This is a genomic window from Acidaminobacter sp., from assembly GCF_030247605.1.
GTDB lineage: Bacteria > Bacillota > Clostridia > Peptostreptococcales > Acidaminobacteraceae > Acidaminobacter.
The window spans coordinates 65,231-91,558 of sequence record NZ_JAOTSB010000004.1; the positions used below are offsets into that span (position 1 = coordinate 65,231).

Consider the following 26,328-nt stretch of genomic DNA (forward strand, 5'->3'; position numbering starts at 1 on the left):
ATATGCCCCCTCAGCGCAGTTAAGTGAAAAACAGACCGCGAGACCTTTATTCCTCAGCCCCGCCACTTCAGCCGGTCAGAACGGCCCAGCTTAAGGGGTGACTTTTTGTGACCATCGGCAAAATCCTCTCCATGGCCTTCTTCCCGTTCCAGACTCGATTTGCCGCTTTGGGATTCGGCCAGATAACGGGTGAGATCCACGCGCTCGAGCTTCGAGGCCAGGTGCCGCCTGAAGCCCGGACCCCACATGTAAAAGTTCAGGAGGAGTGATGCCGCCAGGAGTCCCATTGTCCCATAAGGCACCAGGGTCGCGCCGTAGTGGAGCCCACCTAGGGCGCCCACGCCAAAGGTGAGGGGAAACATCTTGCCGCTCTCCGCGTTGCGTCCGGCAATGAAAGGCTCAGAAAACGGCAGCCGCTTGCTCAGCACCCTGAAGCAGAACATCAGGAACAGCATGGTGCTGAAAAACGCCACCACCAGGTCCAGCGCGATCCGCGTGCCGTAAATCACCAGAAAGACCGCCGACAGCAGCAGGAACACCGGCACCAGCAGCCGCAGCATCATGGCCTTGAGCGTCCCCCTGTAAACGGCTGCCATGTCGCCCACCGGTGTCGCCGCGTAGATCCAGGCGCCCTTGTGGCTAGACGAGTACTTCATCATGAGCAGGATAGTGGGCATCATCATGGCCGTGAAATAGATGAAGAGATAGGACTTGCCGGCGGTGACCTCTGCCCAGGTGCTGCCCTGCATGCTGTTGAGGATGAAAATGAACGGGAAGATCAGCGAAAATCCCAGGGATGGATACACCCGCAGCTTAAAGTCCCGCTCGGTTTTGATCATGTTGAGGGCGAAGCGGAAAAAGAGCGCTTCTTCGTGAGTTCTGCAGACCAGACCCGACAGCCTGTGGCCTAGGCCAAGCTTGGCGCTGCCCTTGGAGCCTCGCTGTTCCAATTTTTCCAGGCTTCGTTCAAACGTTCGCATGCCCCGGGCATACAGAACGACCGCGAGCACCGGTACACCCGCCGCGAGACCAGCCATGGCCACTAAAACGGGCTCCCGGCCGCCGTTCAGGAGCACCTCAAAGATAGCCCCAATCCAAACCGGCGGCAGCAGAAACTGCCACCAGGCCGTCTGGAAAGTGACCTCCAAATCGACGAACTGGAACATCCGCCCCACAAACTGATACCCCACTGCCATAGCAATAGACAGAGCGATCTGGATATAGTTGATGATGTCCCTGAGCTTCTCCCCGTCGAAAAACCTGAGCACCACCAGATACAGCATGGCGGTCAGGACGATCACCAGAAGGTCCATCCATAAGATCATCCACACATAAAGAAATCCAAAGCCCGCGCCGTGGCGGATAAAACCCGCGATCACACTTGGCCCGGTCAGCGCACCGGTGATCATCAGCAGATAGCCCAGGACGTGGATCGTCTTGGCCGCCGTCAGCGTCCGGCCTTCCACCGGCCGCGTCAGGACTATGCTCCGGTCCCTCAGGTCCAGCAGCACTGACGAAAAATCTGAGATCAGAGAAGTCATGACCATGAAAAGCACAATGCCCATGGCTGCGCTGATTTGAAACATGAAATTGCGCCCCATCAGGACGAGCGGGATCAGGATGATCCCCATCAGGCCGTACACCCAGAGGGACTTCAGGAACTGATTGCCGCTTTTCCCCGACGCGCCGCTCTGGCTGCCGGCCACACTTGGTGCCTTGCGTCCGTCCATGAGGAATTTAATTGCCAGAATCCGCCGCATGACCGGGTAGTCGACGCCCGCACTTGTAAAGAGTCCCGCGAAGCGGTCCAGGATGCTGAAGGGGCTGAAGTTTTTTTTACGCTTGTGAGGGGGTAGGGTGTCCGCGTCTGGGGAAACGCTGTGTGATCCATAAGATTCAGAAGCTTCAGGAGATCCAAGAGATTCAGGTGCTTCTGCCGATGGTTGCGGATCCGTCACCATCGGCACCTCACTAATAATTTTTTGCTCTTCAGTCATCCCGGGTCACCCCTTGAATGATCTGCATGATTTGATCCGCGGTCTCACTCTGGGTGTCAAAGCCTGTCAGCTGATTGAAGATGGCCTCCAGGGAACCCTCGTGGTTCAGAGCCTTGAGGTCCTCGAAGGTACCGTTGGCGACGATGCGGCCGCCGTCCAGCAGGACGATCCTGTGGCTGATTTTCTCCACCACATCCATGATGTGGGAGGAATAAAAAATGGTCTTTCCGGCCCTGGCCAGAGCTTCCAGCAGCTCTTTCACGATCATGACGCTGTTGGCGTCCAGGCCGCTGAGGGGCTCGTCAAGAAATAGAATTTCCGGATCGTGGAGGATGCTGGCAATCAGGAGGACCTTCTGTCGCATGCCCTTGGAAAAAGAGGTCATGCGGGAATTATAGACATCCTTCAGGCCGAAGAGTTCAATCAGACCCTGAGCTTTCTGGTCCGCGTCCTCAAAGGTCATGCCGTAGAGCTCGCCAATGAAGGTCAGGTACTCCCTGGCCGTCAGGTTGTCATAGAGGTCCGCAGTCTCCGGTACGTAGCCGATGTGCCGCTTGTAGCCGACACCCGCACTGCGGATATCCTCGCCCAAAATCTCCACGGTTCCGCTGTAGCCCTCGATCAGGCCCAGCATGATCTTGACCGTGGTGCTCTTTCCGGCCCCATTGGGGCCAATATAACCTATGATTTCGCCTTGTCCTGCCTCCAGATCAACCCCTTTGAGGACCTCCTTGGCGCCGAAGCTCATCTTGAGGTTTTTGAGGGTGAGAACGGTTTGAGGCGTTGCTTGCGTTTGGGTTTCCATGATATTCACTCCTTGAATAAGCGGTGGATGGCGGCGTTGGGGCAGCTGCGGAGGGAAGTTGGTGTCAGACACCGACTTTCACCGAAAGGCTAGTGAGAGAAACTGGGTGTCAGACACCAAGTTTCAAATCCGCCTCATGCTAAAAGTTTATCACATTGGATTCTGGAAAGTGTTAAGAAAGTCTGAACAACGATCAGCCTCTGACAGAAAAAAAAGGTGCAAGCAAAGTGGCGTTAACAGGCCTAAGCCGCATTCACCATCTTTCTTGTACCTTTTCCAAATATAATTATGTTCTTTTTATAACAAAATTAACGCTGTACTCTCCCAGAAGCGTCTCCGCCAACGAGCGCTTCAACTTCCTCAACAGTGACGAGGTTGAAATCGCCAAAGATGGTGTGCTTGAGAGCAGATGCTGCTACCCCAAATTCAAGTGCGTCTTTGTAGTCTTTGCCTGAAATCAGACCATAAATCAGACCAGAGGCAAAAGAGTCTCCGCCTCCAACGCGGTCGATAATTCTCACTTCGTATTTTTTCGAATGATAGAACTCCACACCGTCATAAATAAGTGCGGACCAGCCATTGTCAGAGGCCGAATAACTCTCGCGAAGAGATGTCGCCACATATTTGAAATTGAATTTTTCCTGCATTCTGCGGAACATATCCATATATCCCGCAAGTTCAAGTTCACCTTTTTCAACATTGGTATCGCCTGGTTTGAAGCCAAGAACCTTTTCCGCGTCTTCTTCGTTGCCAATACAAACATCAACATACTGCATCAGCGGCGTCATGACCTTTTGAGCTTCAGCTGGTGTCCAAAGTTTCTTTCTATAGTTGAGATCTACGCTGACAGTGACCCCATTTTTCTTGGCCGCTATGAGTGCTGCCTCCGTAAGAGCTGCTGCTTTTTCACCAAGTGCCGGAGTGATGCCTGTGAAGTGAAACCACTCTGCGCCTTGAAAAATTTCATCAAAGTTGAAATCGCTGATTTCCGCTTCAGATATGGCAGAATTTGCCCGGTCGTAAACGACTTTGGAAGGTCGCATAGAAGCGCCCGTCTCCAGGAAATAGATTCCCAGTCTTTCCCCGCCTCGTGAGATGTAATCAGTTTTAACGTTTTGCTTACGGAGTGCTTCAATTGCACACTGACCAATTTCATGTTTAGGCAATTTGCTAACAAAATAAGCATCCAGGCCATAGTTGGCAAGTGATGCAGCGACGTTGGCCTCCCCGCCTCCGTAAATCACATCAAAGCTGTTTGCCTGACTAAACCTTAAATTTCCCGGGGATGACAGGCGAAGCATAATCTCACCCATGGTCACAACTTTATTAGACATTCATGAACCCTCCTGCAATCTTTAACATTATGAATGACACACAGACTGTGTTCAATTCAAATGATCTATTTCTCGCGTGCTTCCCGAACTGCTTCTACAAACTTTCGAGCCGTTTCAGTGACGAGATCATAATCACCGGTTTTTGCACCTTTGGTTAGATCTCCTCCGGTGCCAACAGCTACAGCACCGCTCTTGATCCAGTCTTTTACATTATCAAGGCTTACTCCGCCTGTAGGCATAAAATTGCCTTGCGGAATTGGGCCTTTAAATGCGCTTATTATCGAAGGACCAAAGGCATTACCTGGGAACACTTTGCAAATTTCGACGCCCAGTTCAAGGGCTTCCAGTGTTTCTTTTACCGTCATAACACCTGGCATGACTGGTACACGATAACGGTTGCACAATTTGACTGTCTCAACATTCAGACTTGGGCTGACAATGTACTGTGCGCCAGCGAGTATGCACAGCCGCGCAGTTTCCGGGTCCAAAACGGTTCCGGCGCCAATTATGACATCCTCATCCTTATACAACTCTGCCAGCTCTTTAATTATGTCAACTGCCCCAGGTACTGTCATAGTCACTTCAAGAGCCTTGATGCCGCCTTTTTTGACAGCCTCTGTAATTTTGATTCCTTGTTCTTTAGATTCTGCCCTAATTACGGCAACAACGCCGCTGTCAACGATTTTTCTAATAAGTTCCATTCGCTTCATAAAGATCCTCCTCAAAAATCTTATACACCTGAATAAGCGTTGAACCCGCCATCCACAGGTATAACGACGCCATTGATAAACCCTGATGCCTTTGCATCCGCAAGGAATAGCAATGGTCCGATCAACTCTTCAGGTTCCCCAAAACGCTCACAGGGAGATTTATAAATAACCTTTTGAGCTCGCGGGGTAAAACTGCCATCTTCATTTAACATGAGTTTACGATTTTGCTCCGTTATAAACCAACCTGGCGCAATAGCATTGACTCGGATGCCAACTTTTGAGAAATGAACAGCCAGCCATTCTGTAAAATTGCTGATAGCCGCTTTTGCAGCACTATAAGCTGGCACTTTAGTCAAAGGAGAATAAGCTGCCATGGATGAAATATTGATAATCGTGGCATCTTTTTTTCCAACCATATCACGGCCAAAGATTTGTGATGGAATAAGAGTCCCCATGAAGTTTAAATCAAAAACATAGCTGACGCCCTTTGGATCAAGATCAAAGAAAGTGGTTCTTCCTTCGGAATTGTCGAGATCCTCCATCCTGAAGTATTCCTGGCTTGAAATTCCATTAGGATGATTGCCTCCAGCAGCATTAATCAGTATATCGCAAGTCCCAAATATTTTGTGAAGTTCATCTCTGACATTTTCCATGCTAGCGGTATCCAACACATCACCGGGAATCGCGATAGCGTCGCCCCCAGCCTCAACAATGCGGTCTGCCACCACCTGAGCTTTCTCTTTTGTACGATTTACGACAGCAACCTTAGCGCCGGAAAGTGCCAGCGCTTCGCAAAAATATCCGCCAAGTACACCGCCGCCGCCTGTGACGACAGCAACCTTTCCCTGCAGATCAACATTTAAAGGTAATTTCATGTTGGAAACCTCCATTTCTTTTGAACCTATTTATTGCCTAACTCCTTCTGAATAGCTTCCATTAACCCATATAAGTAGGTTGCACCTAATGCTCTATCAAAGAGTCCATAGCCAGGTTTTCCGGTTTCTCCCCAAATCATTCTGCCGTGATCCGGCCGGAATGGACCAGCATATCCGTTTGAAATAGCAGCCTTCATAATAGCGTACATATCAAGAGAACCATATTCAGAAGGATGCGCAACTTCATCAAAATTTCGATTCCCATAAGTTAAAACATTTCGCATATGAAGAAAATTGAGGCGATTAACGGATGAGAAATGACCAATAATTTCAACCATATCATTGTTGGGATCAGCACCTAAAGAACCTGTACAGATCGCCAATCCATTACTTGGACTGTTGATAATCTTTATAACCCTATCAAGGTCCTCTTTGTTTTTTACTATACGAGGCAACCCAAATATTGACCAAGGAGGATCATCCGGGTGGATAGCCATTTTTATGCCGAGCGACTCTGCCACCGGAATGATCCCTTCCAAGAAGTAGATTAGGTTTTTCCACAATCCATCTTCATTAAGTTCAGCATAGGCTTTTAAAAGCGCCTTTAGTTTCTCAGGTGTATAGTCCGTCGCCCAACCCGGCAGATCAAGTTCTCCTGAGGTCGGGTCCATTTTCAAAATATCGTCATGACTATAGGATAAGGTTAGCGAGCCATCTTTCAGATGTTTTGACAAAGTTGATCTGGTCCAGTCAAAAACAGGCATGAAATTATAGCACACTGTTTTTATACCAGCTTTTTCCAGATTTTTCAGGGTATCCTGATAATTTTTAATGTATTGATCCCGACTAGGAAGACCCAGTTTGATTTCTTCATGGACCGGCACACTTTCTATCACTTCCAAAGCAAGGCCGTGACGATTCACTTCACTCTTTAGTAATTCAATTTTATCCAGCGGCCAGACGTCACCGAGCGGAACATCATAAATAGCACTGACAATCCCGTACATCCCCGGAATTTGACGAATCTTATCTAAAGTAACCGGATCGTCAGCGCCATACCATCTAAAAGATAATTGCAATGGATTACCTCCTTCAACACAACTGCCATTCAAGTATGGCAACGAATTTACAGTTTATACTTCAGTCTCGTTCATCAAAAGTACTTTGGATAGCGAGCTTTCAAATCCGCCTGCTCATGAATGAGTTTACGAATGTGATTGCCTATCACAAGCTGTGCCTTTTCATCATTTTTCAGCCTGATCGCTTCAACCAGCTGCGCATGTTGTTCAATCAAACTGTTAATCATGTTGTCAAATGTATAACTTAGAATTCTGACGCGTTTATATTGTGTATTCACCTGATCAATGACAATCCAGGTTCTAAGCTTGTTGACACTTTCAAAAATAATCCTGTGAAAAGCTTCGTCAAGTTCAAAATATTTGGAAAGATCCCTGGTCACCAAACATTTTTGCTGCTCTTCGAGATTGGCATCCAATCGATCCAGAAACTCATCTGAGATTCCTTGTGTGACGATTTTCAGCACTGCGCTCTCAAGGACTTCTCTGATAAATCTAGCTTCCTCAACTTGATCAAGATCAATTTTAGCAATATATGTCCCTCTTTGAGGCAAGATGTATAATAAACCTTCTCTTGAAAGCTTAATAAAAGCTTCCCTGACCGGTGTTCTGCTTACCCCAAGCAGTTCTGAAATTTCATTTTCACTTATTCGGTTGCCGGGCTCAAGTTTCATTCTGACAATGTTCATTTTTAATAAGTCGTAAACGTATTCCCCTACGGTTGTCTTTTCGGTTTGGGGAAAAATATCAATTTTCATTGAATCACTTCCTAAAGGTTATTATCACATCGTCAAGTTGTACATGATTTAAATCTAGTATACCAGCAACCACAAACTATTTGGCCCCCAATCGAGCCAAATAGTTTGTTTTAATTAAGTTGACTAAAATAAGCGAGGACTTATTAGTTTAGGAATCCCAATGACGACTTGTGGCACAAATGCAACAAATAAGAGAACCAGTACTGCAACTAAGAAATACGGTCGTACACCTCTGAATGATCTTTCAATTCCAATTTTTCCAATAGAGCCTGCAATCAGAAGACACAAACCATATGGCGGGGTTACCAGGCCCAGTGACAGTGTTATAGTTACAATCAGTCCGAGATGGACAGGGTGAATGCCGAGCGCAATCGCTGCCGGTAAAATAACCGGTACAAATAAGATCATAGCCGGAACGCCATCCATGAAGGTTCCTATAAACAGGAAGAAAGCAATGACAATAGTGATAAACAGATACATTCCGCCAGGCGCATTCAAGAAAAACTCAGAAACAACCGCAGTGACACCATAGTATCCCATCAACTCTCCAAGCGCATTTGCTGTAGCGAGGGCAAAGAGAGAAAGTGAGCTCAATCTGAGGGTTTCAATGATAATTTCAGGAATTTGACGGGCTTTGATAGTCTTATAAATAAACATACCCACCAGCAGCGCATAAACTGCTGAAACACCCGCCGCTTCAGTAGGCGTAAAGAAGCCTGAGACGATCCCGCCAATAATAATAATTGGTGTAACCAGCGCGGGAAAGCTTTTTAAGAATAACTTTCCAATTTCATTAAGTTTTACACGTTCATTTTTTGGAAAATTGTATTTCTTGCCTCGGATCGCAACGACAACCATCATTGCTAATCCAACCATAATCCCTGGAATGACACCAGCTAAAAATAATGCTGCGACAGACGCATTTGTGATTCCCGCGTACACAACCATGACTATACTCGGAGGAATAATGCTGCCGATGGTCGATGAAGCTGCAGTGACACCTACTGCTGTCTCAGCATCATATCCCTGCTCAATCATACTGGGAATTAGAACCTTTCCAACACCTGCAGTATCTGCCTGCGAAGAGCCTGAAACGCCTGCAAAGATCATGGATACCAAAATATTTGAATGCGCAAGTCCACCACGTATATGACCCACCAAGGCCACCGAAAAATCTATCAGCATCTTAGAGATATTGCCGTGATTCATAAGGTTAGCGGCCAGTATGAACAGTGGAACTGCAAGCAAAATAAACGAATTCAGTCCATAAAACATCTTGTTGAAAATAACTATGCTTGGGATTCCGGGAACTGTAGCAATGCCAAAGAACGCAACAAGACCGAGGGAAAATGAGATTGGCACCCCGATCGCAATAAAGGTTATAAAAGCTAAAATCAGCAGGACCTCAGTCACGATATTTCGCCCCCTTTAATAAAGGCATAAATGCCCTCAAACAAATGCGTGATCAAATAAAAAGTCATTGTGATTCCGGTTATTGGGAGCGACATCCATACGTAACCCATTTTCAAGTTTGGCATATTTACCCACTGGTAATTCCAAAACTTCTTAGTGACGTCAATGCCGTATTTAGACATAGCAATTGTAAAAATCAACATTAAAACGATTATTAGGATTGCGTGGGCAGTCTTCCAGCGACCTTTCAAATGATCCCTTAATGAATCAAAGGCAAAATGCTGGTGACTGTTGACAGCAATAGCCGCACCTAAAAACACAGCCCACACAAACGAATACACTGAAACGTCCTGCGCCCACATTACAGGCACTTGGAGAAATCTTGCCGCTATTTGGATAATGACTGTAATGAGAAAAATTGAAATAGCAATTGCACCCGCCATAGTTTGAATTTTTTCAAGCGCGTTAGCAAGGCTTCTCATGTTAAGCCTCCTCTTATTGAAAATCGTTATTTTGATTTATAGTTAATTAGTGCGGTGCAATAAGGATAATGAATTGACCCTTATTGCACCGCTGCCTGTCATTTATTTAATTGCGCGTACCATCTCGAGGAACTCTTCCATGCCATTCTCTTGAGCATATTTGTCCTGAATAGGAACAGCTAATTCACGGAAAGCGTCAAGGTCAACTTCATTGACAACGCCGCCATCTGCGATAACTTTTGCTTTTGACTCGTCAAGCATACGATAAGTGACTGCTCTTTCTTCAGCTGTTGCTGCGTCAATAGCCTCAAGAATCCAAGCTTGCTGCTGCTCAGGAAGCGCGTCAAAGCGATCGCCATTCATGAGAAGAAGTCGCGTTGTGTAGTCATGCATTGTTTCGGAAACATACATGCCATTTTTGGTCTTGTGGTGATCCTGTAGCATAAAGTTAGTGTAGTCATTCTCAGCAGCGTCTACAACGCCTTGTTGGAGTGCTTGATAAAGCTCACCCCATGCAACTGAAGTCGGGATCGCACCAGCATTTGCCCAGAATTCCTGTTGAACAGGGGAAGACTGCGTTCTGATTTTAAAACCGGCTGCGTCTTGTGGCACATTGATTGGCGCTTTGCCATAATAGTTGCGGACACTTGAACTCCAGTAGTCCATGATCAAGAACTCGTTGTTTGTTTTCTCAGTAATAACTTCTTTCATTTTCATGCCAAACTCACCGTCAAGTGCTTTTTCCCAGTGATCAAAGCTATTAAACAGGTAAAGGAGTGACAGCATATCCACTTCATTGACGCCAATGGCTGTCATAAAGCCAGGAGAAGCGACGACCATATCTGCAGCGCCAAGGGACAATTTTTCAATTAATTCAGATTCGTTTGTGCCAATTGAACCATTATGGACCGTTACTGTGATGTTGCCTGCGGAAAGTTCTTCAACCACTTCTTTAAATTTTAAAAGACCATATTGGTAAGGGTTTTCGGTTGAAGTCTGGTTGTGCGCGACTACGAGGTTAACGGGTTCGAGTGTTGCTTCTGCAGGTGTTTCAGCTGGTGTTTCAGCTGGTGCCTCGGCCTTAGGCGCACAACCGGCAAACACACTGACTGCCAGAAGTAACACCATGATCAATGACAAATACTTTTTCATCTGATTCTCCCCTTTTGTTTTGTTTGATATTATGCGGCTTTCGCCGTTGTTGCCACAAAACTGCTTTCTTAGAGTGCTTTGATGGTTTCCCAAATTTCAGGCAATACCGGAATGCCATCTTTCAGGTTTTCAAGTCTCGTCTGATAGTCCCGTTCTCCGGGATAACGGATATTGGAACCTTCAGTGACCGGAATTGAACCTTTCACATCTTCGATGACCCGGTTAATAACATCATCCGTAAATTCCTCTGTATTGAAATGTCTAGGGTCAATAGCAATCAATACCTGAGACAGTCCATATTCATCTTCGCATTTCTTCCCTATATCAGTCGTGGACATCCCTGCTGACAGAATCGCTGCGACGAGATCCAGTGCAATCGACATGCCGGAACCTTTCCAGAAACCTATTGGAAGTACTCGCCATGTTGCTTCAATTTCTTCTGGTTCTGTAGTCAATTCACCATTTTGGTCATACCCGCCTGCAACCGGCAGCTGTGCGCCTTTGAATTTGGTTTCCTCGATTTTTCCGTAGGAGAACTGAGCCATAGCCATATCGACAACTAAATGTTGGCCATTGGATTTAGGTACCGCAATGACAAAAGGATTATTTCCTATTCGACGGTCTTTCCCGCCCCATGCAGGCATGTTAGGAAGAGTGTTCGTCCAGCAAATTCCGACACAGCCGGCATTTGCTGCCTGCCATCCGTAAGCGCCGCCCCGCATCCAGTGATTTGTATTTCCGATGGCGACAAGCCCAATTCCAAACTCCTTTGAAAGCTCAATGGCACGTTCCATAGCAAGTTTAGCATTGAGATTACCCATTCCGAGTTTACCGTCCCATCGCTCAAATGCCCCAATGGAAGATACTTTTTCTGGTTTAGCTTTGACGTCAATATAACCTTTGTCAATGTAGCTTACAACGCGTGGAAAACGATTGACACCATGCGAATAAACCCCGTCAAGACTATTCTCTGTAAAAAGTTTCGCTGATTCATACGCATCGTTCTCATTAAAGCCTTTGCTGACAAGGACCCGTTTAAATTCTTGGATCATATCTTCCTGTGAAATTCTCATGGACTATTCTCCTTTATAACGCACTGACTTTCTGTTACTTGTGTGAGTAGCGCTTTCTGTATTCATCCAATATTTGATCTGTGACTTTTATGACGTTTGCAGCACTGTTTAGGTTAGCTGGACTCTTGTCATATCCTGCAATTTCATTAACAATGGATTGAATATATGGCATCCCCACGTGCTCTGGAGGTGTAAATGAGAACTGTTTTTCGCCATCACTACTCACAACGGTTACCGGTCCATAGCCTAATCCTTCAAATGTCATAGTACCTGCATCCCCTATGATCCGAACAACCTCTTCGGCATGATCCGCAACATAACACCATAATCCATTGCCAACAACGCCGTTTTCGAATTTAAAACTCGCGGAAACGGTGTCTTCAACCTCGTAGAGTCCACCTAAATTCTCAGCAACACCATTAGCTTCAATAATACTACCAAAGAAAAAGTCGAGAATATCAAGTACATGGACACCCATATCCAGGAACTTGCCGCCGCCTGAAATATCCGGCATTAAGCGCCATGGAAGATTCCCCCTGTCAAAATCCGATGCTTCAGGCGGCATCAGATGCCTGACCTCCACGCAGCGAACCCTGCCAATAAGCTGATCCTCCAACATTTCCTTAATCTTGATATACTTTTCCATACCCCTGCGATAAAACGCGACGTAAACGGGTAGTCCTATTTCCTCTGCCTTTTCCATGATTTCAAGACAATCTTGATAGGTTTGAGCCATTGGCTTTTCAATGTAGGGAATCTTACCAGCTTCCAAACATCTTATAGCATACTCTTTATGAAATTTCGGCGGTACAGGCAAATAAACTGCGTCTACCTCCGGATCCCCAAGCATTTCATCCACTGAGTCATAGACATGCTCAATGCCATGCCGCACCGCATAGTCATGTGCTTTTTCAGAATTTCGGCCATAGACTCCTTTTAAAGTGGAATGTTCTGATTTATAAAGACCTGGACCACTTTTTACTTCCGTGACTGATCCATGCCCAATCATACCCCAACGCACATTTTTCATGGTGTGCCTCCTATTTTCAGATCGCACTGATTCGTCCTGCTTTTTCTTCAGAAGACAAATATTCAGAATTTTTCTTGTTCACAACTATACTACCATACAAGAATGGTTGGGTCAATCCATAAACAACTCCTGAATAGGTCTGTCAGGTCAATTTTGATCATTGAGATTTACTCAAATAATGACATATGAAGTTTCATGACAATTTTTCTGATGGAGATCGGTTCACCCATGGCACAAGCTGGCCTATGAACATCCCAAGGGAAAAATACAGCAAAACTGCCAGCGGTCATATTTAGGAAAACTTCATTTTCAACATGATCGTAGAACATAATATCTCTGTCATCCTGATAACCCTCTGAAGAAGAAAATTTACCCAAGTCAGGGACAAAGCCAATCAACTCATTCCCCGCCGGCGAGTATTGAAGATCTACATAATTTCTGTGAACTTCCGGACGCTTATTCTCGATTAGATTTGTGGTTGTATCAATAACCTGAACGTACATCTTCTTACCATCCAGTTCATATACACCGGCCTCCATGGCCAACATGTCATTCGCTTTCAGATAATTAAGCGCTCTTTTAACTGGTTCTGGATAAGTTGCTTCATTGCCCTGATTGTACAGATTTCCGAAAATCATGGTTACGCCTCCATTTTAAATAGTTGATAATATTTGCATTGAAGTCTGCAAGTTCTTTAAAATACAGATATGATTTTAAGGTATTTCTCCGGTGTCGATGATTGGTCGACAACAGCCTGAGCCAAGTCTTCAAATGCGACGCGCTTTGAAATGGTCGCGCCAACATCGACTTTAGAATTTAAGATCAGGTCAAGGGCTTCTTGAAATTCACCGGCACTTGTCCGGGAACCCCTCAAATCCAGTTCTTTCTTGGTAATCAAAGCAGTGGGCAACTCGGTGTCTGCTTTTGGCCATCCTGTAAACACAACTCTTCCTGCATAGGATACATAATCCAAAGTCGCTCGGATTGCTTGATTTGAGCCCGATGCCTCAACCACGGCCTGTGACATGACACCCAATGTCAACTCCTTAATAGCTTGAAGTGCATCCGTTTTTGAGCTGTTGATCGTGTTAGAGATGCCGAGTGTTTTAGCATAGTCAAGTCGTTCATCCAACACATCGATAAGAATTGGGACTGCCCCATACTCTAATGCTGCAAGTGCTGCAACCAGTCCAATAGGCCCGGCGCCAATGATTGTAATATGCTCTCCTGCCTTTAATCCTGCTCTGTGGATCGAGTGAAGCGATATGGTCAGTGGCTCTGCCAGCGGTACCAGGTCCCAGTCGATTTCCTCCGGAACTTTGTGCAGCAAATGGTCCGGATGAGAAAAGTACTCCGCCATGCCACCGTCCCGGTGTACACCTAAAACTTCAAGATTCTCACAGCAATTAGTCCTCCCAATTGAACAAGGATAACATTTTCCGCAGTAGACATAGGGATCCAGGATGACACGATCTCCGGGTTTTAGACCCTTATCGTTTGGTCCAATTTCAACAATTTCACCAGCAACTTCATGACCCAGAATTCTCGGGTAAGTGACCAACACATTGTTTCCTCGAAATGCGCCGACATCAGAGCCACATATACTTGCGGCCTTCACTTTGATAAGCGCGTAGCCTGGCTTTGATTCTGGCATCTCAATTTCTTTCATATAAATCACACCGGGTGCTTCAAGATATACCGCTTTCATCCTAATTCCTCCATGGTCGTTCAATCGATAAGTTCAATCTTCAACTTGTATACTAGTATTGTACTAAAATTCATCAAAAAAGAAAAGAGCTGATTTGTTTATTAATCGGCTCTTTTTGTCCTTAAAGAAACTGGATGTATGACAACATTTTTCATTTCATTTCATTCATTTCTACAACCCCAAAATCTTCTCCCACACCTCCGGCACCACTTCAATGCCGTTTTCAAGCTGCTCCAGGCGCACCTTGTAGTCGCGCTCGCCGGGATAGCGGAGGATGGTGTCGGCGGCCACGGGCTCCGAGCCCTTGAGGTCCTGAATCACGGATTCAATCAGACCGTCTGAAAATTCCGCTGAGTTAAACTGATTTTGGCCGATGGCGACGAAAACCTGCGACAAGCCATACTCTTCCGTATAGCGGCGGCCCACTTCCGAGGTGGTGAGTCCCGCGGACAGCAGCGCGGCGATGAGATCCAGTGCAACCGACATGCTGGAGCCCTTCCAAAAACCTGTGGGAAGAACGCGCATGGTCTTTTCTATTTCGACGGGGTCATCCGTCATATTGCCGTTTGTATCATAGCCGCCTGCGACAGGGAGCTTTTTTCCCTGGAGTCGCGCTTCCTCTATCTTGCCATAGGAGAACTGCGACATAGCCATGTCGACGACGACATGGCGGCCATCGCTTCGAGGAACGGCCAGGACAAAGGGATTATTGCCTATTTTTTTATCCATGCCGCCCCAGGCGGGCATGTTGGGTCGGGTGTTGGTCCAGCAGATCCCCACGCAGCCTGCGTCCGCGGCCTGCCAGCCATAGGCACCGCCCCGCATCCAGTGGTTGGTATTGCCCAGTGCAACGATGCCGACGCTGTGTTCGGAGGCCAGCTCAACAGCCCGGTCCATGGCAGCTCTGGCGTTCAGGACGCCCATGCCGAGGTGCCCGTCCCACCGCTCGAAGGCACCGGCGCTGAGGAGGCATTCCGGCTTAGCGTTGACATCGATGTAGCCTTCGTCAATATATTGGATCAATCTTGGGAAGCGGTTAGCGCCATGGGTGTAAACGCCGTCCAGGCTGTTGTCTGCCATAATTTTGGCGGTAAGGACCGCGACATCCGGGTTGGCGCCTCGCCGCGTGAGGATGTCGGTATAAGTTTGGATCATGGTTGAGTAGGCAATGCGCATTTTCGGCTCCTTTCGGGGTTGTGTTCTTTAAGCCTTTCCCATCTTGTCTTTATTGAATCTGAGACTTTTGGAGGTTTGAGCGTGGTCAACGGCGAGGATACCGTCCAGGTGGTCGTACTCGTGCTGGAGGAGCTCGGCGAGGTCACCATCGGCTAAAAGCTCTTGTTCTTGCCAGTTCAGGTCAAGGTATTTGATGCGCACGTGTTTGTAACGCTTCAGCCAGACTTCGAGGCCCGGAAAGCTGAAGCAGTCGTCCCAGACATAGAAGGTCTCCTTGTCGACGGGCTCCAGAACCGGATTGACGAATACGGTTTCTTCGCCGCTTATGTTCATGTAAAGAATTCTTACTAAGGCGTCAATTTGAGGCGCGGCAATGGCACGACCGAAGCCAAAATTTTTTCTGAAGTTGAGGAGGGTATCCCTCAGGTCTTCTGCTACTTTTGCTGCCAGCTCTTTTTGGGTGTCTTCCAGGGGCGCGCACTCGGCTCTCAAGTGGTCGTGTCCCAGAAGCAGGATTTCTCGAATAGCCATTTTACTGCTCCCTTCTGAAATGATAGTGACCTACATGGTCCACTGGGACGAAGCCCAGTCGCTTGTAAATTCTGCCTGCGCTTGGATTGTCATATTGGAGGGCGAAGGATCTTTCAGGCGTTGCCAGGCTGTTGATCAGCCCTGCGACACAGGCTGAAGCGATGCCTCTGCCTCTGGCTTCCGGCTCCGTGGCCACGCCCACAATCAAGGCTTGATGAGGGGATTCAAATTCACTTTGGGCACAGCCTATGATCCGACCGTTTTCCCTGACAACGACACCATGGCCGCGTGCGGCGAGGAGCTTTTCTTCCATGATGGGCCGGGGCGTGAAGGAGTGAAAGCAGCGTTGGTAAAGGTCAATGATTTCGTCCAGATCTTCAACTTTTAGGGGGTTGAGGTCGTAATGGATCTCCTTATTAAGAGCTTCAGATGCTGCGATACCAGGGGACATGACGGAGATTTCCGCGCCAATGAAATGGCTCACGAAGAGGTTAAAGGGCTCAAGCTGCTTGCAGTAGGACGCTGCAGCGATGAGCTGGTTGAAGCCAATTCGCCGAATGGCTTCTGCAAAGGGCCGCAGGCTCTCCGGCTGAATGGCAGGTTTAAGCAGATCGGGGGACATCATCAGCTGCGCGTTGCCTGAAGACCGTTGGAAATAGGCTGCTTTCAGTTTGTCGTCTCTGGCGCGCAGGGTAATGACACTTTGAAACGTCTTTTCCGGGTTTAGAAGCCCCAACAATATAAAGTAATGCCTTGCTGGGTCCTCCATGGCAAAGCTCTGGAGCTCGCTCCATAACCCGCGCCGGGTGATTTCGTCTGCTTCAAGGAATGCAGCGCTGTATTCTGTTGGATCTGTCATGGATCACCTCGAAGGTTTGGCTTGAATATTATGCTTACATTATTCTATGTTACCCTTTTTCTTTGGGGACAGGTACAAAAATTATTTCGGTGTCTGACACCAAGTTTGTTTCGGTGTCTGACACTCAGTTTGTTTCGGTGTCTGACACCAAGTTTGTTTCGGTGTCTGACACTCAGTTGGTTTCGGTGTCTGACACTCAGTTCATTAGTGTACCAGAGCTTCAAATGAAAAAAAGCCGCTAAGGCTTTTAACCGAGCGGCTTTGAGGTGTGTGAATCCATTCACTAGTTTGGCAATCTTCTTACGGCTGCGTCCTGTCGATCAAGGTTCACCTCAAACTAACAGACGTGCACCTCGCTACGCCCCAAACCACGCTGCGCGTGATTTGGGGCTGCGCTTCGGTACCGGGCTGCGCCCTATATAAACTGAAAAAGAATCACCTCTGTGTGAGCAAGCTCACACTTAGGCAATTCTTCTCCAGTTTATGCACGTCTGTTAGCCTTCGCTAAAGTCTTCCGACAGCAAACGCTTCTGCCCCTCAATAGCCTTGATTGGGGCAATGTTCTGCGTGACTTCCAGTGTCCCCAGGTACGCGCCTTGATCATCCCGCACCGCAAAATAGCGGATGTAAATCATGGCGTCGCCCATCTGAATCCAGAAGTGCTCGTGGTCCTTGCGGCCAGCCTTAAAGGCTTCCAAAATGGTTTCCACCACATGAACGCTTGAAGGCGGATGGCAGTTCTGGACGGAGCGGCCAATGACGGACTTCGTGCGCGGGAAGATCCGCTCAGCGGATTGGGAGAAGTATTTCACTGTGTCGTCTTTATCAATAAACGTCATGTCGATTGGCAATGTATTCAACAACCTGGTCAGCTCATCCACGCTGAGAATGCCCGTTTCCATTCGAACCATACCATCGGCAGCCGCTGAGGCCTCCGCGGCCGCCTCTTCTCCAGGCGCGCCAAAAGGCACCATTCTGGATGGCTTCCACTTAGCCTCCGGACTGACGATACAGTAGCCAATCTCGTCGCTGTCCAGGGCGATCTCAACCCACTCGTCCTCAGTCAGGGTTTCCAGCAGCATAGGGATCAGAATGGAATCTTCTTTAAAGATCATATCGAGAATCTTCGCGTTCATGGCTTCAGCGGCTTCCTGAAGCTCTACCGCCGTCGCATCCGGACCAGACAGCAAAGCCTTTAACCCTTTGATCATAGCCCGAATCTCATCATCCACGCCCCACATGACCTTTGGCGGCGCTGATATGCCGTACTTTTCCATGTAAGGGAAGAAAATATTCTCTTTGCGGCTGTAGTGCTTGTCAATATCCAGGAGCAGATTGACATCCTCAAGCATCTCATAACGTTTCTCCGCCACAGTCGCATCCGTCAGCGCCGCGACCTTTGGCATCAGCGTATTCTTCAGCAGACTCTCAATGGCGAAGTTCTCCTCACGAAGCACTCGAACCGGATGCCCGGGCTTTTCCTCTTCCTTGGAGGTCGTATGAATCTGGGTGACCGCGCCTCGGAAAATTTCTGCGTGGACGTCGCACAGCTTCTGGATTTCCTCAATGGCCATGCCCTCTGCGACGAGACCAGACTCCATCTCAGAGATCTCGCTGGCCGACACGCCGTCGATCAACTTGGCGAATTCATTCTTGACGTCTGCCGGATCCTTGCCCTCGTGAAGCTGCAGGATGATGTCCTTCAGGACCTTCTGCCGCTCCGCGCGGTTGCTTTTGGCGCTGTCACTATTGGCACTGCTTCGGTTGTCAATGTACTCACTCAAAGTCATTCTCCTCCTTCAACGACAAACCCCGCTTCCTGCAAGGCGGTGATGATGGTGACCATCGGCAGGCCCTTCATTTGAGCGGCCTTGGGGATGGTCATGACACGCGCTGCGGTTTTCATCATGATGGGATTGCCTATGCTCTCAAAGCCGAGGCCCTGCAGGATGCCCACCAGCTGCGGATATTCCTCGCACAAACTATAAACCGTTTTATTCAAATCTAATATACCCATTTGTACCCTCCGTAACGATTTTCTGACTCCATCTTAGCGAATTCCCGCAGAAAATGTTGTGATCCAAATCAAATATTGAGGGTAAAAATGATAAGAACAGCTTTAGCCGATGGTCACAGTCCACAAAAAAAGCGGATGGGGCAATAGGCGTAAGCCGCTGAGATGGAAGCCGGTGTCAGAGACCTTCTTACTCGTCATTGAACCCACGGCACCAGCAGATCGTGCACCGCTTTGATCACCGCCTGATTTTCCTCAAAGCTGTAGCCGTCGACGGTGGCTTCCTGGCGTTTGGTGGCGCCATCGACAGCACCCATATCGACCATGGTGTGGAGGAGGTCGGAGGCGGTTTCAGCGGAAATCAGCAGGTCGCGGCCGCAGAGGAGGGACAGGGTCCCCGCTAAAACGTAGGCCCCCCAGTTGGAGACGGCCGCCGGCATCAGGATGTCTGCCGCTGTGACCGCGGCAATCGTTTCACCTCTCGGCACTTGCTTCACGACGGCCTCGTAGAGCCGGCCCATGCCAATCTCGTTGCCGCCGTCGCCTATGGCCAGGGTTGACTTGTGGTCCCGGACCGCCAGCTCAAAGAACAGGTCGAGGGATGGGGTCAGGTCGGAGATCACTTCGCCGCGCATGGAGTGGCAGAGACCATCGGCAGCTTTCCCTGGGCGCTCGATGGCAAAGACCAAATCCGGATCAAAGTCGGTGTACAGGCGCTCAAGGGTCGTCTCGTCAACTTCTGGCAGGAACGGATAAATGGCGGCGCGCAGGCTGAGTTTGGGGCCGCCGAGTGCCAGGAGGGGCGCAGAGGTGTCGTCAGTGGCGTAGGCCACTTGGATGCCGAGACGCTCAAGGGCATTGCCCAGGGCCAGTGCACCTGGAGGTCCGTCCGTCTCGCCGAGTGCCGCGCCCCGGATGGGAAACCCGGTCAGAATCAGGATGCTTTTTGCGTCCAGGAGCCGCCGGGCAGCCTCCAGGTAAGCCCCTGGAAGATCCAGGCCACCGAGTCCGCGACTCGCCAGCCGTTCATAGGCAAGGGCTTCGAGCTCAGAGAGGGTTTGCGCCTGATCAGCGCTCAGGTGGTACGGTTCCTTTGGCATGGGTCAGTGGCCTCCTTGAACGTTGGGGGTGAGCAGCGCGGACTCGCGCAGCGCTGCGGGCATTGAAAGCTCGTTCGAATTTTACGGCCGAATTGGGCCTTGGATTTTCACTTGTGTAGCTCGTCGAATTTCTAAGGATAACTATAGTTCCATTTTACCCCGCAAAAATTGTGAAAACAAGAACAATCCGCCGATAGTCGTTGATCCGACTGAATCCTACACTTCGAAAGGGGTTTTATGAAATGTCAGTCACCACCGCCAGCACTGCCAGCACCGCGACAGAGGCGCCAAGGAAAGTGGACTACAAAAAGGATTTCAAATGGCTCTACCTGCCAAAGGAAAAACCGGAGCTGGTTGAGGTGCCGGAGCTGCTGTTCCTGACCATAGAAGGCTCCGGCAGCCCGGACGCCCCGGCGTTTTCCGAGGCGGTTGAGGCGCTTTATGCTCTCAGCTATGCGGTCAAGATGTCTTACAAGAGCGCTGCGGTTCCGGACGGTTACTATGAGTACACCGTCTACCCCCTGGAGGGCGTCTGGGACCTGATCGATTATACTAAAGCGACGCTGGATAAAGATAATTTCAAATACACCTTGATGATCCGGCAGCCGGACTTTCTGACGCCGTCTTTGTTTGAGCGTTTTCTGGCTGAAGCAGGAAAGAAGAAGCCGGGGCTGCCGCTGTCGCGCGTGACGCTGACGACTCTGACGGAAGGCGCCTGCTGCCAGATGATGCACCTCGGAAGTTATGCCGATGAACCCGCGAGTTTCGCCGCCATGGAGGCCTACTGCGCTGAGCAGGGCTGGGTTCGGGCCTCCAAGACGCACCGTGAAATCTATCTGTCCGACCCGCGAAAGACCGAGACTGCAAAGTTGAAGACTGTTTTGAGGTTTAGAGTGGCGAAGAAATGACGGGGTTTGAGGTCGCTTTTCGGGGTGACAGTCACTGTTTTAAGTTGAGTGTCTGGCACCATTTCAACTTGAGTGACTGACACTCAAGTTGATCCAGTGCCAGAGCTTAGTGTAAATTTACACCATTGAGGACACTTCATCACGTCCTTTCAAAATTTTCATCCGGTGAAACTTTTTCAGACTTCTGACGTCTAAGTTTATATTCCAGCTATTATAAACCGAAACAACTGCGGCCAGAAGCATTCTAACAGCCACAAACCAGGCTCGCACCAGATCTGAAAGGAGACCTCACTGATGAAAAAACTATCAATTCTCAGCATTATGCTGATCCTTGTATTCGCCCTCGTCGCCTGCGCAACCCCGCCCGCACAACCGGAGCCAGCGCCCGAGCAGCCGCCGGTGACGACGCCTCCGGTCGAGGACCAATCCTACACAACGCCGCCTTTTGCCTTTCCAATTATAGGTGACTATCACGAAGGTCTTGCCGAGGCCCAGAGCGCACTCCGCGAAAAAGGAGAAGGCCAGTTGTTTGGGCTTCTCATCGACAACACTGCCGCGTGGGAGAAAGCCATTGAAACCTACGGCTTTAAAAACGCCCGTGAAGGCCAGACCCTGAACTATGGAGATGCGTACTTCGAAAGTTACGCGCTCCTGCTCGTCTTTGCGGATCAAGGCTCCAGCAGCGTTCAATATCAGTTTGGAAAAGCTGAAGCCACAGACTATCTGATCGACGTCACTTTGGAACAGTACATGCCGGAAATTGGGACCACGGATATTGTCATGAAGGGCTTCGTCGCTGGCCTTGAAAAGGAATCGCTCTACCTTCAGGACGGCAGCCCAAAACCTCTCAACATCACCCAGCGCACCATCCCGGTTGTCACGGATACGCCAGTGGACGATCTGACCATAGAAGACCTCCGGCTTGGCAATCTCTCCGTGAGACTAGCCGCCCTGGAGCTCGACTTCCGCATGGCACAACAACCTGAGCGCGTCGAAGTGAACCACGACGGTTACGAAGAGACACGCTACTATGAGAATGGCATTGAAATCATGATCATCGAGAACGAGGTCTTTATGATCTCCACAGACAATCCCGATTACTCTACGCCGCGTGGCCTCAAAGTCGGAGACAGCCTCGAAACCCTCACCACGCTCTACGGCGAGGCTTCCGTGATCGAGACCCTCGAAAACGGCAACACCCTCCACAGCTTTGACCTCTCCGGCGAATACCACCTCTTCCACGCAGAACTTGAGGATGACACCATAGTGAGACTGCAAGTGAATTTGACGATGTAGCGAAAAACGTAAAAAGGGGGCTCCGGGGCAAGTTCTTACTTGCCCCAGAGTCCCCTTTTCATGAAACTCGGTGTCTGACACCGAGTTTCCACCGAGTTTTTCCTACCGAATCACATTCCGCAAAATCCCAATGCCCTCAATCTCGCAAATGACCTCATCCCCAGCCGTCAGGTATTTAGGCGGGCTGAAGCCCATGCCAACCCCCTTCGGCGTCCCGGTGGCAATGATGTCCCCCGGCTCCAGCGTCATGCCCATCGACAGGTCCGCAATGACCGTTGGAATATTGAAAATGAAATCAGACGTATTGCCGTCCTGTCGCAGCTCGCCGTTGACGTAGCTCTTCAAATCGAGGCTCAGCGGCAGCGGCAGCTCCGACTTGTGCACAAGGCATGGGCCGATGGGCGTAAAACCATCAAGGCTTTTGCCCTTAAACCATTGCAAATGTCTGGCCTGCATGTCCCTGGCGGAAAGGTCATTCAGGATTGTATAGCCAAAGATGTAGTCCTCAGCCTGATCCGCAGGAATGTCACGTCCAGCCTTGCCAATGACGACCGCCAGCTCCACTTCATAATCCAGCTGGGTCGATCCGGAGGTGGAATAAGAAATCTCATCATCAGGCCCCATCATTTCAAGGACGCGCTTCGAGAAGTAGACCGGGTGCTCCGGCATTGTCGGTGCGTGGTTCAAATTCTTGGCGGTTTCCTTGACGTGCTCCCTGTAATTGAGTCCGAGACACAGCACGTCGTGCTTGGTCTTCTGAAGGGGCGCCAAAAGTGACACGGCTTCAGCCGCATAGGAAGGAAATTCCTGCAGCGCGGCGCAGCAGCTGATTTCCTTGAGGATCGCAAGCTCGTCCTCAGTAACGCTTTCAATAAACGCGTTCAAGGTTTCAAACTGCTTTCCGGGAATCAAATGGTTCAGTTCATAGATGTGCGTCATTGACTTATTGAAGAGTCCCAGCAGAATCTGGTCTCCCGTTTTGAATCTGACGAATTTCACTGTGTGGCCTCCTTTTTGTTTTCTTAGGTTTATTATAAACAACTTTTGCATCTTTTTTCGCAATTCTTGCTGAAAGGTTGTTTTTTTTGCCAATTCCTGCATTATAATTAGGTGAGGTCAAATTTAAATGGCTTAATTTTTACTGTGATTCGGTGGCGGTATGGGCGACAGAGTTGCTTACTGACCATCGGATAAAACAATCACTGTCTTTACAGGAGGTTACTATGAACGACGTTATAAAAGCTCTATACGAACGAAAAAGCGTCCGGCGCTTTCTTCCGGACCAGCTGAAGGACGAGGACATCCTCGCAGTCATTGAGGCGGGCAACCAGGCGCCCAGCGGCCACAACACCCAGCCGGTGCGCTTCACGATCCTGCAGGATCAGGCGCTGATCGATCACATCAACGACGCCACCAAGAACGTCATGCGGGACTCTGAGGTCGACTGGATCCGCAAATTCGGCGCGAGCGAGCGCTACCACCTGCTGCACAAAGCGCCTACGGTCGTCATTGTCTCCGTCCGAAGCGACGTCTATTCACCTGTGGCGGACGCCTCAGCGGCGGTGGAAAACATGCTGGTGGCGGCGCACAGCCTGGGCATAGGCTCCGTGTGGGTCGGTCTGATCAGTTCTTACTTTCAACTCCCTGAGGCCTATGGGAAGTTGAAAATCCGCGACGGTTACAAACCGCTCTATGCCGTGTGCCTCGGATACGAGGACCCGAAAAAGGTCCTTCCCAAGCCGTCCAGACAGAAGGACGTCTTTGACTGGATCCGGTAGCGGCAGGACTCGCAGGTCGGTTTAAAAAAGGCGCAGCCGATGGTTGGTAGGCTTGACAATAGGACGGCACCTGCTACAGGATATGCAGATCATTTTATTGTGAAGGAGAGATTCCATGCAATTTCTAGTTATTGGACGCGACGACTCAGACGAAGGCGCCATGTCGCGACGCCTGGCTGTCAGAGACAACCACCTTGCCCTGGCCCAGCAAATGAAAGATACGGGCGAATTGCTTTATGCGGTCGCATTAATGGACGACAATGAGCGCATGGTTGGCTCAGCCTTGATTATGGAATTCGAAGACCGTGCAGCGCTGGACGCATGGCTGGAGGTCGAGCCTTATGTCGTTGGCGACGTCTGGAGAACCGTCGAGGTCAGCCTTTGCAAGGTTCCGGGGTTTATTAAGCCATAGGTTTTAGTTGGAGGCCAATAGGCTACAAGCCGCGCGGACGGGTTTCAACTTGGGGACGCGGACAGGTTTCATTCTGGGGACGCGGACAGGTTTTAATTTGGGGCCAGAGCTCGGTGTCATAATACTCAATTCTACGACAAAAGTCCTTCACTCCAGTGGTTTGTTCGCCACTAAATGGAGTGAAGGACTTTCAATTTTTCAGATCGATGGTGCGCGTTGGTGGTTTGGGGACCATCGGCAGACCAAGCACTGAAATTCTCTGACCGCGATGCCCTCGATGACCAATCATCCTGAACCGATACCTGAACCGATACCTGAACCGATACCTGAACCGGTTCCCCAACCCAAGCCCCCTACACCTTACACTGCTTCAGCGTATAGACATCATGCCTGCGGTGCGCGAGGAGCGGCAGCTCCCGCCGGACCTTCTCGACGTAATCCATGTCAAGCTCCGCCAAAATCATGCCCGGGGCCGCCTCCAGCATCTCGATGACATCCCCCCACGGGGACACCGCCAGCGAATGGGCATAGGACACATAAGGCCCGTTGACATCCCGCGCAGGCGCTGCCCCGAGCACATAGGCCTGATTGTCCAGCGCCCGGTTCCTGAACAGAATCTCCCAGTGCGCCGGCCCCGTCGTCATGTTGAACGCCGCCGGCACCACCAGAATCTTCGCGCCTTGGTCCACCATCATCCTGGCCAGCTCGGGGAACCGCAGGTCGTAGCAGATTGCCAGGCCGACGCGCCCGAACTCCGTCTCAAACACCGTGACCTGGGACCCGGCCGACAGAGTGTCAGATTCCTTAAACCGCTGCCCGCCCTCTATATCAATGTCAAACAGGTGCATTTTGCTGTGCTTCGCCACCTGACGGCCCCTGCGGTCGAACACAAAGGACGTGTTGTAGAGCTTCCCGTCCCGCGCCCGCTCCGGAATGGACCCGGCCACCAGCCAGATTCCCAGGCGCCCGGCCAGCTTCGAGAGAAACTGGTGGGTCTCGCCGCCCTCAGGCTCCGCATAAATGGGAAAGCTGTCGTTGGAATATGGGCAGTTGAACATCTCCGGCAGCACCACCAGGTCCGCCCCGGCCTCCGCCGCCTGAGCCGCATACCTCTCGGCCGTCTCCAGATTGGCGCGCTTATCCGCGGTCACCGCCATTTGAACCAAAGCTGCTTTAAGCTTCACCATTAGCCCTCCAGTACTTGGATAAACGCCTTCATGTACGCCGGCAGGTCCATTGGCGCCCGGCTCGAAATCAGGTTGCCGTCCACGACCACTTCCTCGTTGACCCACTTGCAGCCCGCATTTTCCATGTCGTCCCGGATCGCTGGCGTCGACGTCGCCGTGCGCCCCTTCATGATCCCGGCGGATATGGTGACCCACCCCGCATGACAGATTATGCCGATGGGCTTGCCATCCTCATTCATCTCCCGCACAATCGCCTTCACCTTGTCATTGCGTCTCAGCTTGTCCGGCGCCCACCCACCCGGAATGAGCAGCCCCACGAACTCCGAACCGCTGATGTCGTCCCAGGAGACGTCACTTTTATACGGTACACCATTCTTCCCTTTGAGACCGCGACCGCCTGCGTCCGAGGCCATCACCACATTATAGCCCGCCTCGATCATCCGGTAGTATGGATACAGCAGCTCAAGATCCTCCGCGTAGTCATCCGTGAGAATCAGAATTTTGTCTCTTCCCATGTTCAAGCTCCTTTCGGTTGTCGCGTTCGGTTAGCCGACTCAACTGTGAGAGTAATTGCCTGTCTCAATTTTTACCCGATTTTTCTATTCTGAAAACAAACTGTTTCCCCCGAATCCGAATGCCGCTGTTTGCTGCGGT

General features: G+C 49.7%; 27 protein-coding genes. 4 read left to right on the plus strand and 23 right to left on the minus strand.

Features of this window, described 5'->3' with window-relative positions; genetic code table 11:
• Positions 1 to 53: 53 nt before the first annotated feature.
• The 20 genes from OEL90_RS03065 to OEL90_RS03160 all read right to left on the minus strand — a co-directional run bounded on the left by OEL90_RS03065 (position 54) and on the right by OEL90_RS03160 (position 20,093).
• The gene (locus tag OEL90_RS03065; protein WP_291404592.1) at positions 54 to 1,997 is read right to left on the minus strand and encodes a hypothetical protein; all 1,944 of its coding nucleotides are present in this window, start codon (positions 1,995 to 1,997) and stop codon (positions 54 to 56) included.
• Entirely contained in the window at positions 1,990 to 2,802 is an 813-nt protein-coding gene (locus OEL90_RS03070) for an ABC transporter ATP-binding protein (protein WP_291404591.1), read from the minus strand. The genes OEL90_RS03065 and OEL90_RS03070 overlap by 8 nt, the downstream gene beginning before the upstream one ends.
• Positions 2,803 to 3,110: 308 nt before the next feature.
• The gene (locus tag OEL90_RS03075) at positions 3,111 to 4,136 is read right to left on the minus strand and encodes a sugar kinase (RefSeq protein WP_291404590.1); all 1,026 of its coding nucleotides are present in this window, start codon (positions 4,134 to 4,136) and stop codon (positions 3,111 to 3,113) included.
• 65 nt (positions 4,137 to 4,201) lie between these two features.
• Entirely contained in the window at positions 4,202 to 4,846 is a 645-nt protein-coding gene (locus tag OEL90_RS03080; protein ID WP_291404589.1) for a bifunctional 4-hydroxy-2-oxoglutarate aldolase/2-dehydro-3-deoxy-phosphogluconate aldolase, read from the minus strand.
• Between the two features lie 20 nt (positions 4,847 to 4,866).
• Positions 4,867 to 5,721, minus strand: a complete 855-nt coding sequence (locus OEL90_RS03085; protein WP_291404588.1) for an SDR family oxidoreductase — start codon at positions 5,719 to 5,721, stop codon at positions 4,867 to 4,869.
• Positions 5,722 to 5,747: 26 nt separating this feature from the next.
• The gene (gene uxuA / locus OEL90_RS03090) at positions 5,748 to 6,800 is read right to left on the minus strand and encodes a mannonate dehydratase (RefSeq protein WP_291404587.1); all 1,053 of its coding nucleotides are present in this window, start codon (positions 6,798 to 6,800) and stop codon (positions 5,748 to 5,750) included.
• Positions 6,801 to 6,874: 74 nt separating this feature from the next.
• The gene (locus OEL90_RS03095) at positions 6,875 to 7,555 is read right to left on the minus strand and encodes a GntR family transcriptional regulator (RefSeq protein WP_291404586.1); all 681 of its coding nucleotides are present in this window, start codon (positions 7,553 to 7,555) and stop codon (positions 6,875 to 6,877) included.
• Between the two features lie 123 nt (positions 7,556 to 7,678).
• Positions 7,679 to 8,968 (minus strand): TRAP transporter large permease, encoded by a 1,290-nt coding sequence (locus OEL90_RS03100; RefSeq protein WP_291404585.1) that lies wholly within the window; start codon positions 8,966 to 8,968, stop codon positions 7,679 to 7,681.
• Positions 8,965 to 9,450, minus strand: coding sequence for a TRAP transporter small permease (locus OEL90_RS03105; RefSeq protein ID WP_291404584.1), 486 nt, complete (start codon positions 9,448 to 9,450; stop codon positions 8,965 to 8,967). The genes OEL90_RS03100 and OEL90_RS03105 overlap by 4 nt, the downstream gene beginning before the upstream one ends.
• Before the next feature lie 102 nt (positions 9,451 to 9,552).
• Positions 9,553 to 10,602: a TRAP transporter substrate-binding protein gene (locus tag OEL90_RS03110; RefSeq protein ID WP_291404583.1), complete on the minus strand. Its 1,050-nt coding sequence runs from the start codon at positions 10,600 to 10,602 to the stop codon at positions 9,553 to 9,555.
• A 68-nt stretch (positions 10,603 to 10,670) separates the two neighbouring features.
• Complete coding sequence (gene yiaK / locus OEL90_RS03115) at positions 10,671 to 11,675, minus strand: 3-dehydro-L-gulonate 2-dehydrogenase (RefSeq protein WP_291404582.1); 1,005 nt, start codon at positions 11,673 to 11,675, stop codon at positions 10,671 to 10,673.
• 34 nt (positions 11,676 to 11,709) lie between these two features.
• Entirely contained in the window at positions 11,710 to 12,705 is a 996-nt protein-coding gene (locus tag OEL90_RS03120; RefSeq protein WP_291404581.1) for a Gfo/Idh/MocA family protein, read from the minus strand.
• 167 nt (positions 12,706 to 12,872) lie between these two features.
• The gene (locus tag OEL90_RS03125; RefSeq protein WP_291404580.1) at positions 12,873 to 13,343 is read right to left on the minus strand and encodes a YhcH/YjgK/YiaL family protein; all 471 of its coding nucleotides are present in this window, start codon (positions 13,341 to 13,343) and stop codon (positions 12,873 to 12,875) included.
• 56 nt (positions 13,344 to 13,399) lie between these two features.
• A complete protein-coding gene (locus OEL90_RS03130; protein WP_291404579.1) occupies positions 13,400 to 14,413 on the minus strand; it encodes a zinc-binding alcohol dehydrogenase family protein in 1,014 nt (337 codons plus the stop codon).
• 171 nt (positions 14,414 to 14,584) lie between these two features.
• Entirely contained in the window at positions 14,585 to 15,589 is a 1,005-nt protein-coding gene (gene yiaK, locus OEL90_RS03135; protein ID WP_291404578.1) for a 3-dehydro-L-gulonate 2-dehydrogenase, read from the minus strand.
• Positions 15,590 to 15,616: 27 nt separating this feature from the next.
• Entirely contained in the window at positions 15,617 to 16,120 is a 504-nt protein-coding gene (locus tag OEL90_RS03140; protein ID WP_291404577.1) for a peptide deformylase, read from the minus strand.
• Between the two features lies 1 nt (position 16,121).
• Positions 16,122 to 16,979: a GNAT family N-acetyltransferase gene (locus tag OEL90_RS03145; RefSeq protein WP_291404576.1), complete on the minus strand. Its 858-nt coding sequence runs from the start codon at positions 16,977 to 16,979 to the stop codon at positions 16,122 to 16,124.
• 494 nt (positions 16,980 to 17,473) lie between these two features.
• Entirely contained in the window at positions 17,474 to 18,763 is a 1,290-nt protein-coding gene (locus tag OEL90_RS03150) for a DUF438 domain-containing protein (protein ID WP_291404575.1), read from the minus strand.
• Between the two features lie 2 nt (positions 18,764 to 18,765).
• Positions 18,766 to 18,996: a DUF1858 domain-containing protein gene (locus OEL90_RS03155; protein ID WP_291404574.1), complete on the minus strand. Its 231-nt coding sequence runs from the start codon at positions 18,994 to 18,996 to the stop codon at positions 18,766 to 18,768.
• Between the two features lie 194 nt (positions 18,997 to 19,190).
• Positions 19,191 to 20,093 carry a DUF4392 domain-containing protein gene (locus tag OEL90_RS03160; RefSeq protein ID WP_291404573.1) on the minus strand — a complete coding sequence of 301 codons (903 nt, stop codon included), beginning with the start codon at positions 20,091 to 20,093 and terminating at the stop codon, positions 19,191 to 19,193.
• Positions 20,094 to 20,335: 242 nt separating this feature from the next.
• Between OEL90_RS03160 and OEL90_RS03165 the strand changes: the two genes are divergently transcribed.
• Positions 20,336 to 21,001 (plus strand): GyrI-like domain-containing protein, encoded by a 666-nt coding sequence (locus OEL90_RS03165; RefSeq protein WP_291404572.1) that lies wholly within the window; start codon positions 20,336 to 20,338, stop codon positions 20,999 to 21,001.
• Between the two features lie 294 nt (positions 21,002 to 21,295).
• Positions 21,296 to 22,297, plus strand: coding sequence for a hypothetical protein (locus OEL90_RS03170; RefSeq protein WP_291404571.1), 1,002 nt, complete (start codon positions 21,296 to 21,298; stop codon positions 22,295 to 22,297).
• Positions 22,298 to 22,399: 102 nt separating this feature from the next.
• Here the strand turns inward: OEL90_RS03170 and OEL90_RS03175 are convergent, their stop codons facing one another.
• Positions 22,400 to 23,296 carry a fumarylacetoacetate hydrolase family protein gene (locus OEL90_RS03175; RefSeq protein WP_291404570.1) on the minus strand — a complete coding sequence of 299 codons (897 nt, stop codon included), beginning with the start codon at positions 23,294 to 23,296 and terminating at the stop codon, positions 22,400 to 22,402.
• A 224-nt stretch (positions 23,297 to 23,520) separates the two neighbouring features.
• On the opposite strand from OEL90_RS03175, the gene OEL90_RS03180 reads away from it, so the two are divergent.
• Positions 23,521 to 24,075: a nitroreductase family protein gene (locus tag OEL90_RS03180; RefSeq protein ID WP_291404569.1), complete on the plus strand. Its 555-nt coding sequence runs from the start codon at positions 23,521 to 23,523 to the stop codon at positions 24,073 to 24,075.
• A 115-nt stretch (positions 24,076 to 24,190) separates the two neighbouring features.
• Positions 24,191 to 24,487, plus strand: coding sequence for a YciI family protein (locus OEL90_RS03185; RefSeq protein WP_291404568.1), 297 nt, complete (start codon positions 24,191 to 24,193; stop codon positions 24,485 to 24,487).
• 353 nt (positions 24,488 to 24,840) lie between these two features.
• On the opposite strand, the gene OEL90_RS03190 is transcribed toward OEL90_RS03185, so the two are convergent.
• Positions 24,841 to 25,779: a carbon-nitrogen hydrolase family protein gene (locus OEL90_RS03190; RefSeq protein WP_331488101.1), complete on the minus strand. Its 939-nt coding sequence runs from the start codon at positions 25,777 to 25,779 to the stop codon at positions 24,841 to 24,843.
• A complete protein-coding gene (locus OEL90_RS03195; protein WP_291404566.1) occupies positions 25,674 to 26,189 on the minus strand; it encodes a type 1 glutamine amidotransferase domain-containing protein in 516 nt (171 codons plus the stop codon). The genes OEL90_RS03190 and OEL90_RS03195 overlap by 106 nt, the downstream gene beginning before the upstream one ends.
• Positions 26,190 to 26,328: the final 139 nt, after the last annotated feature.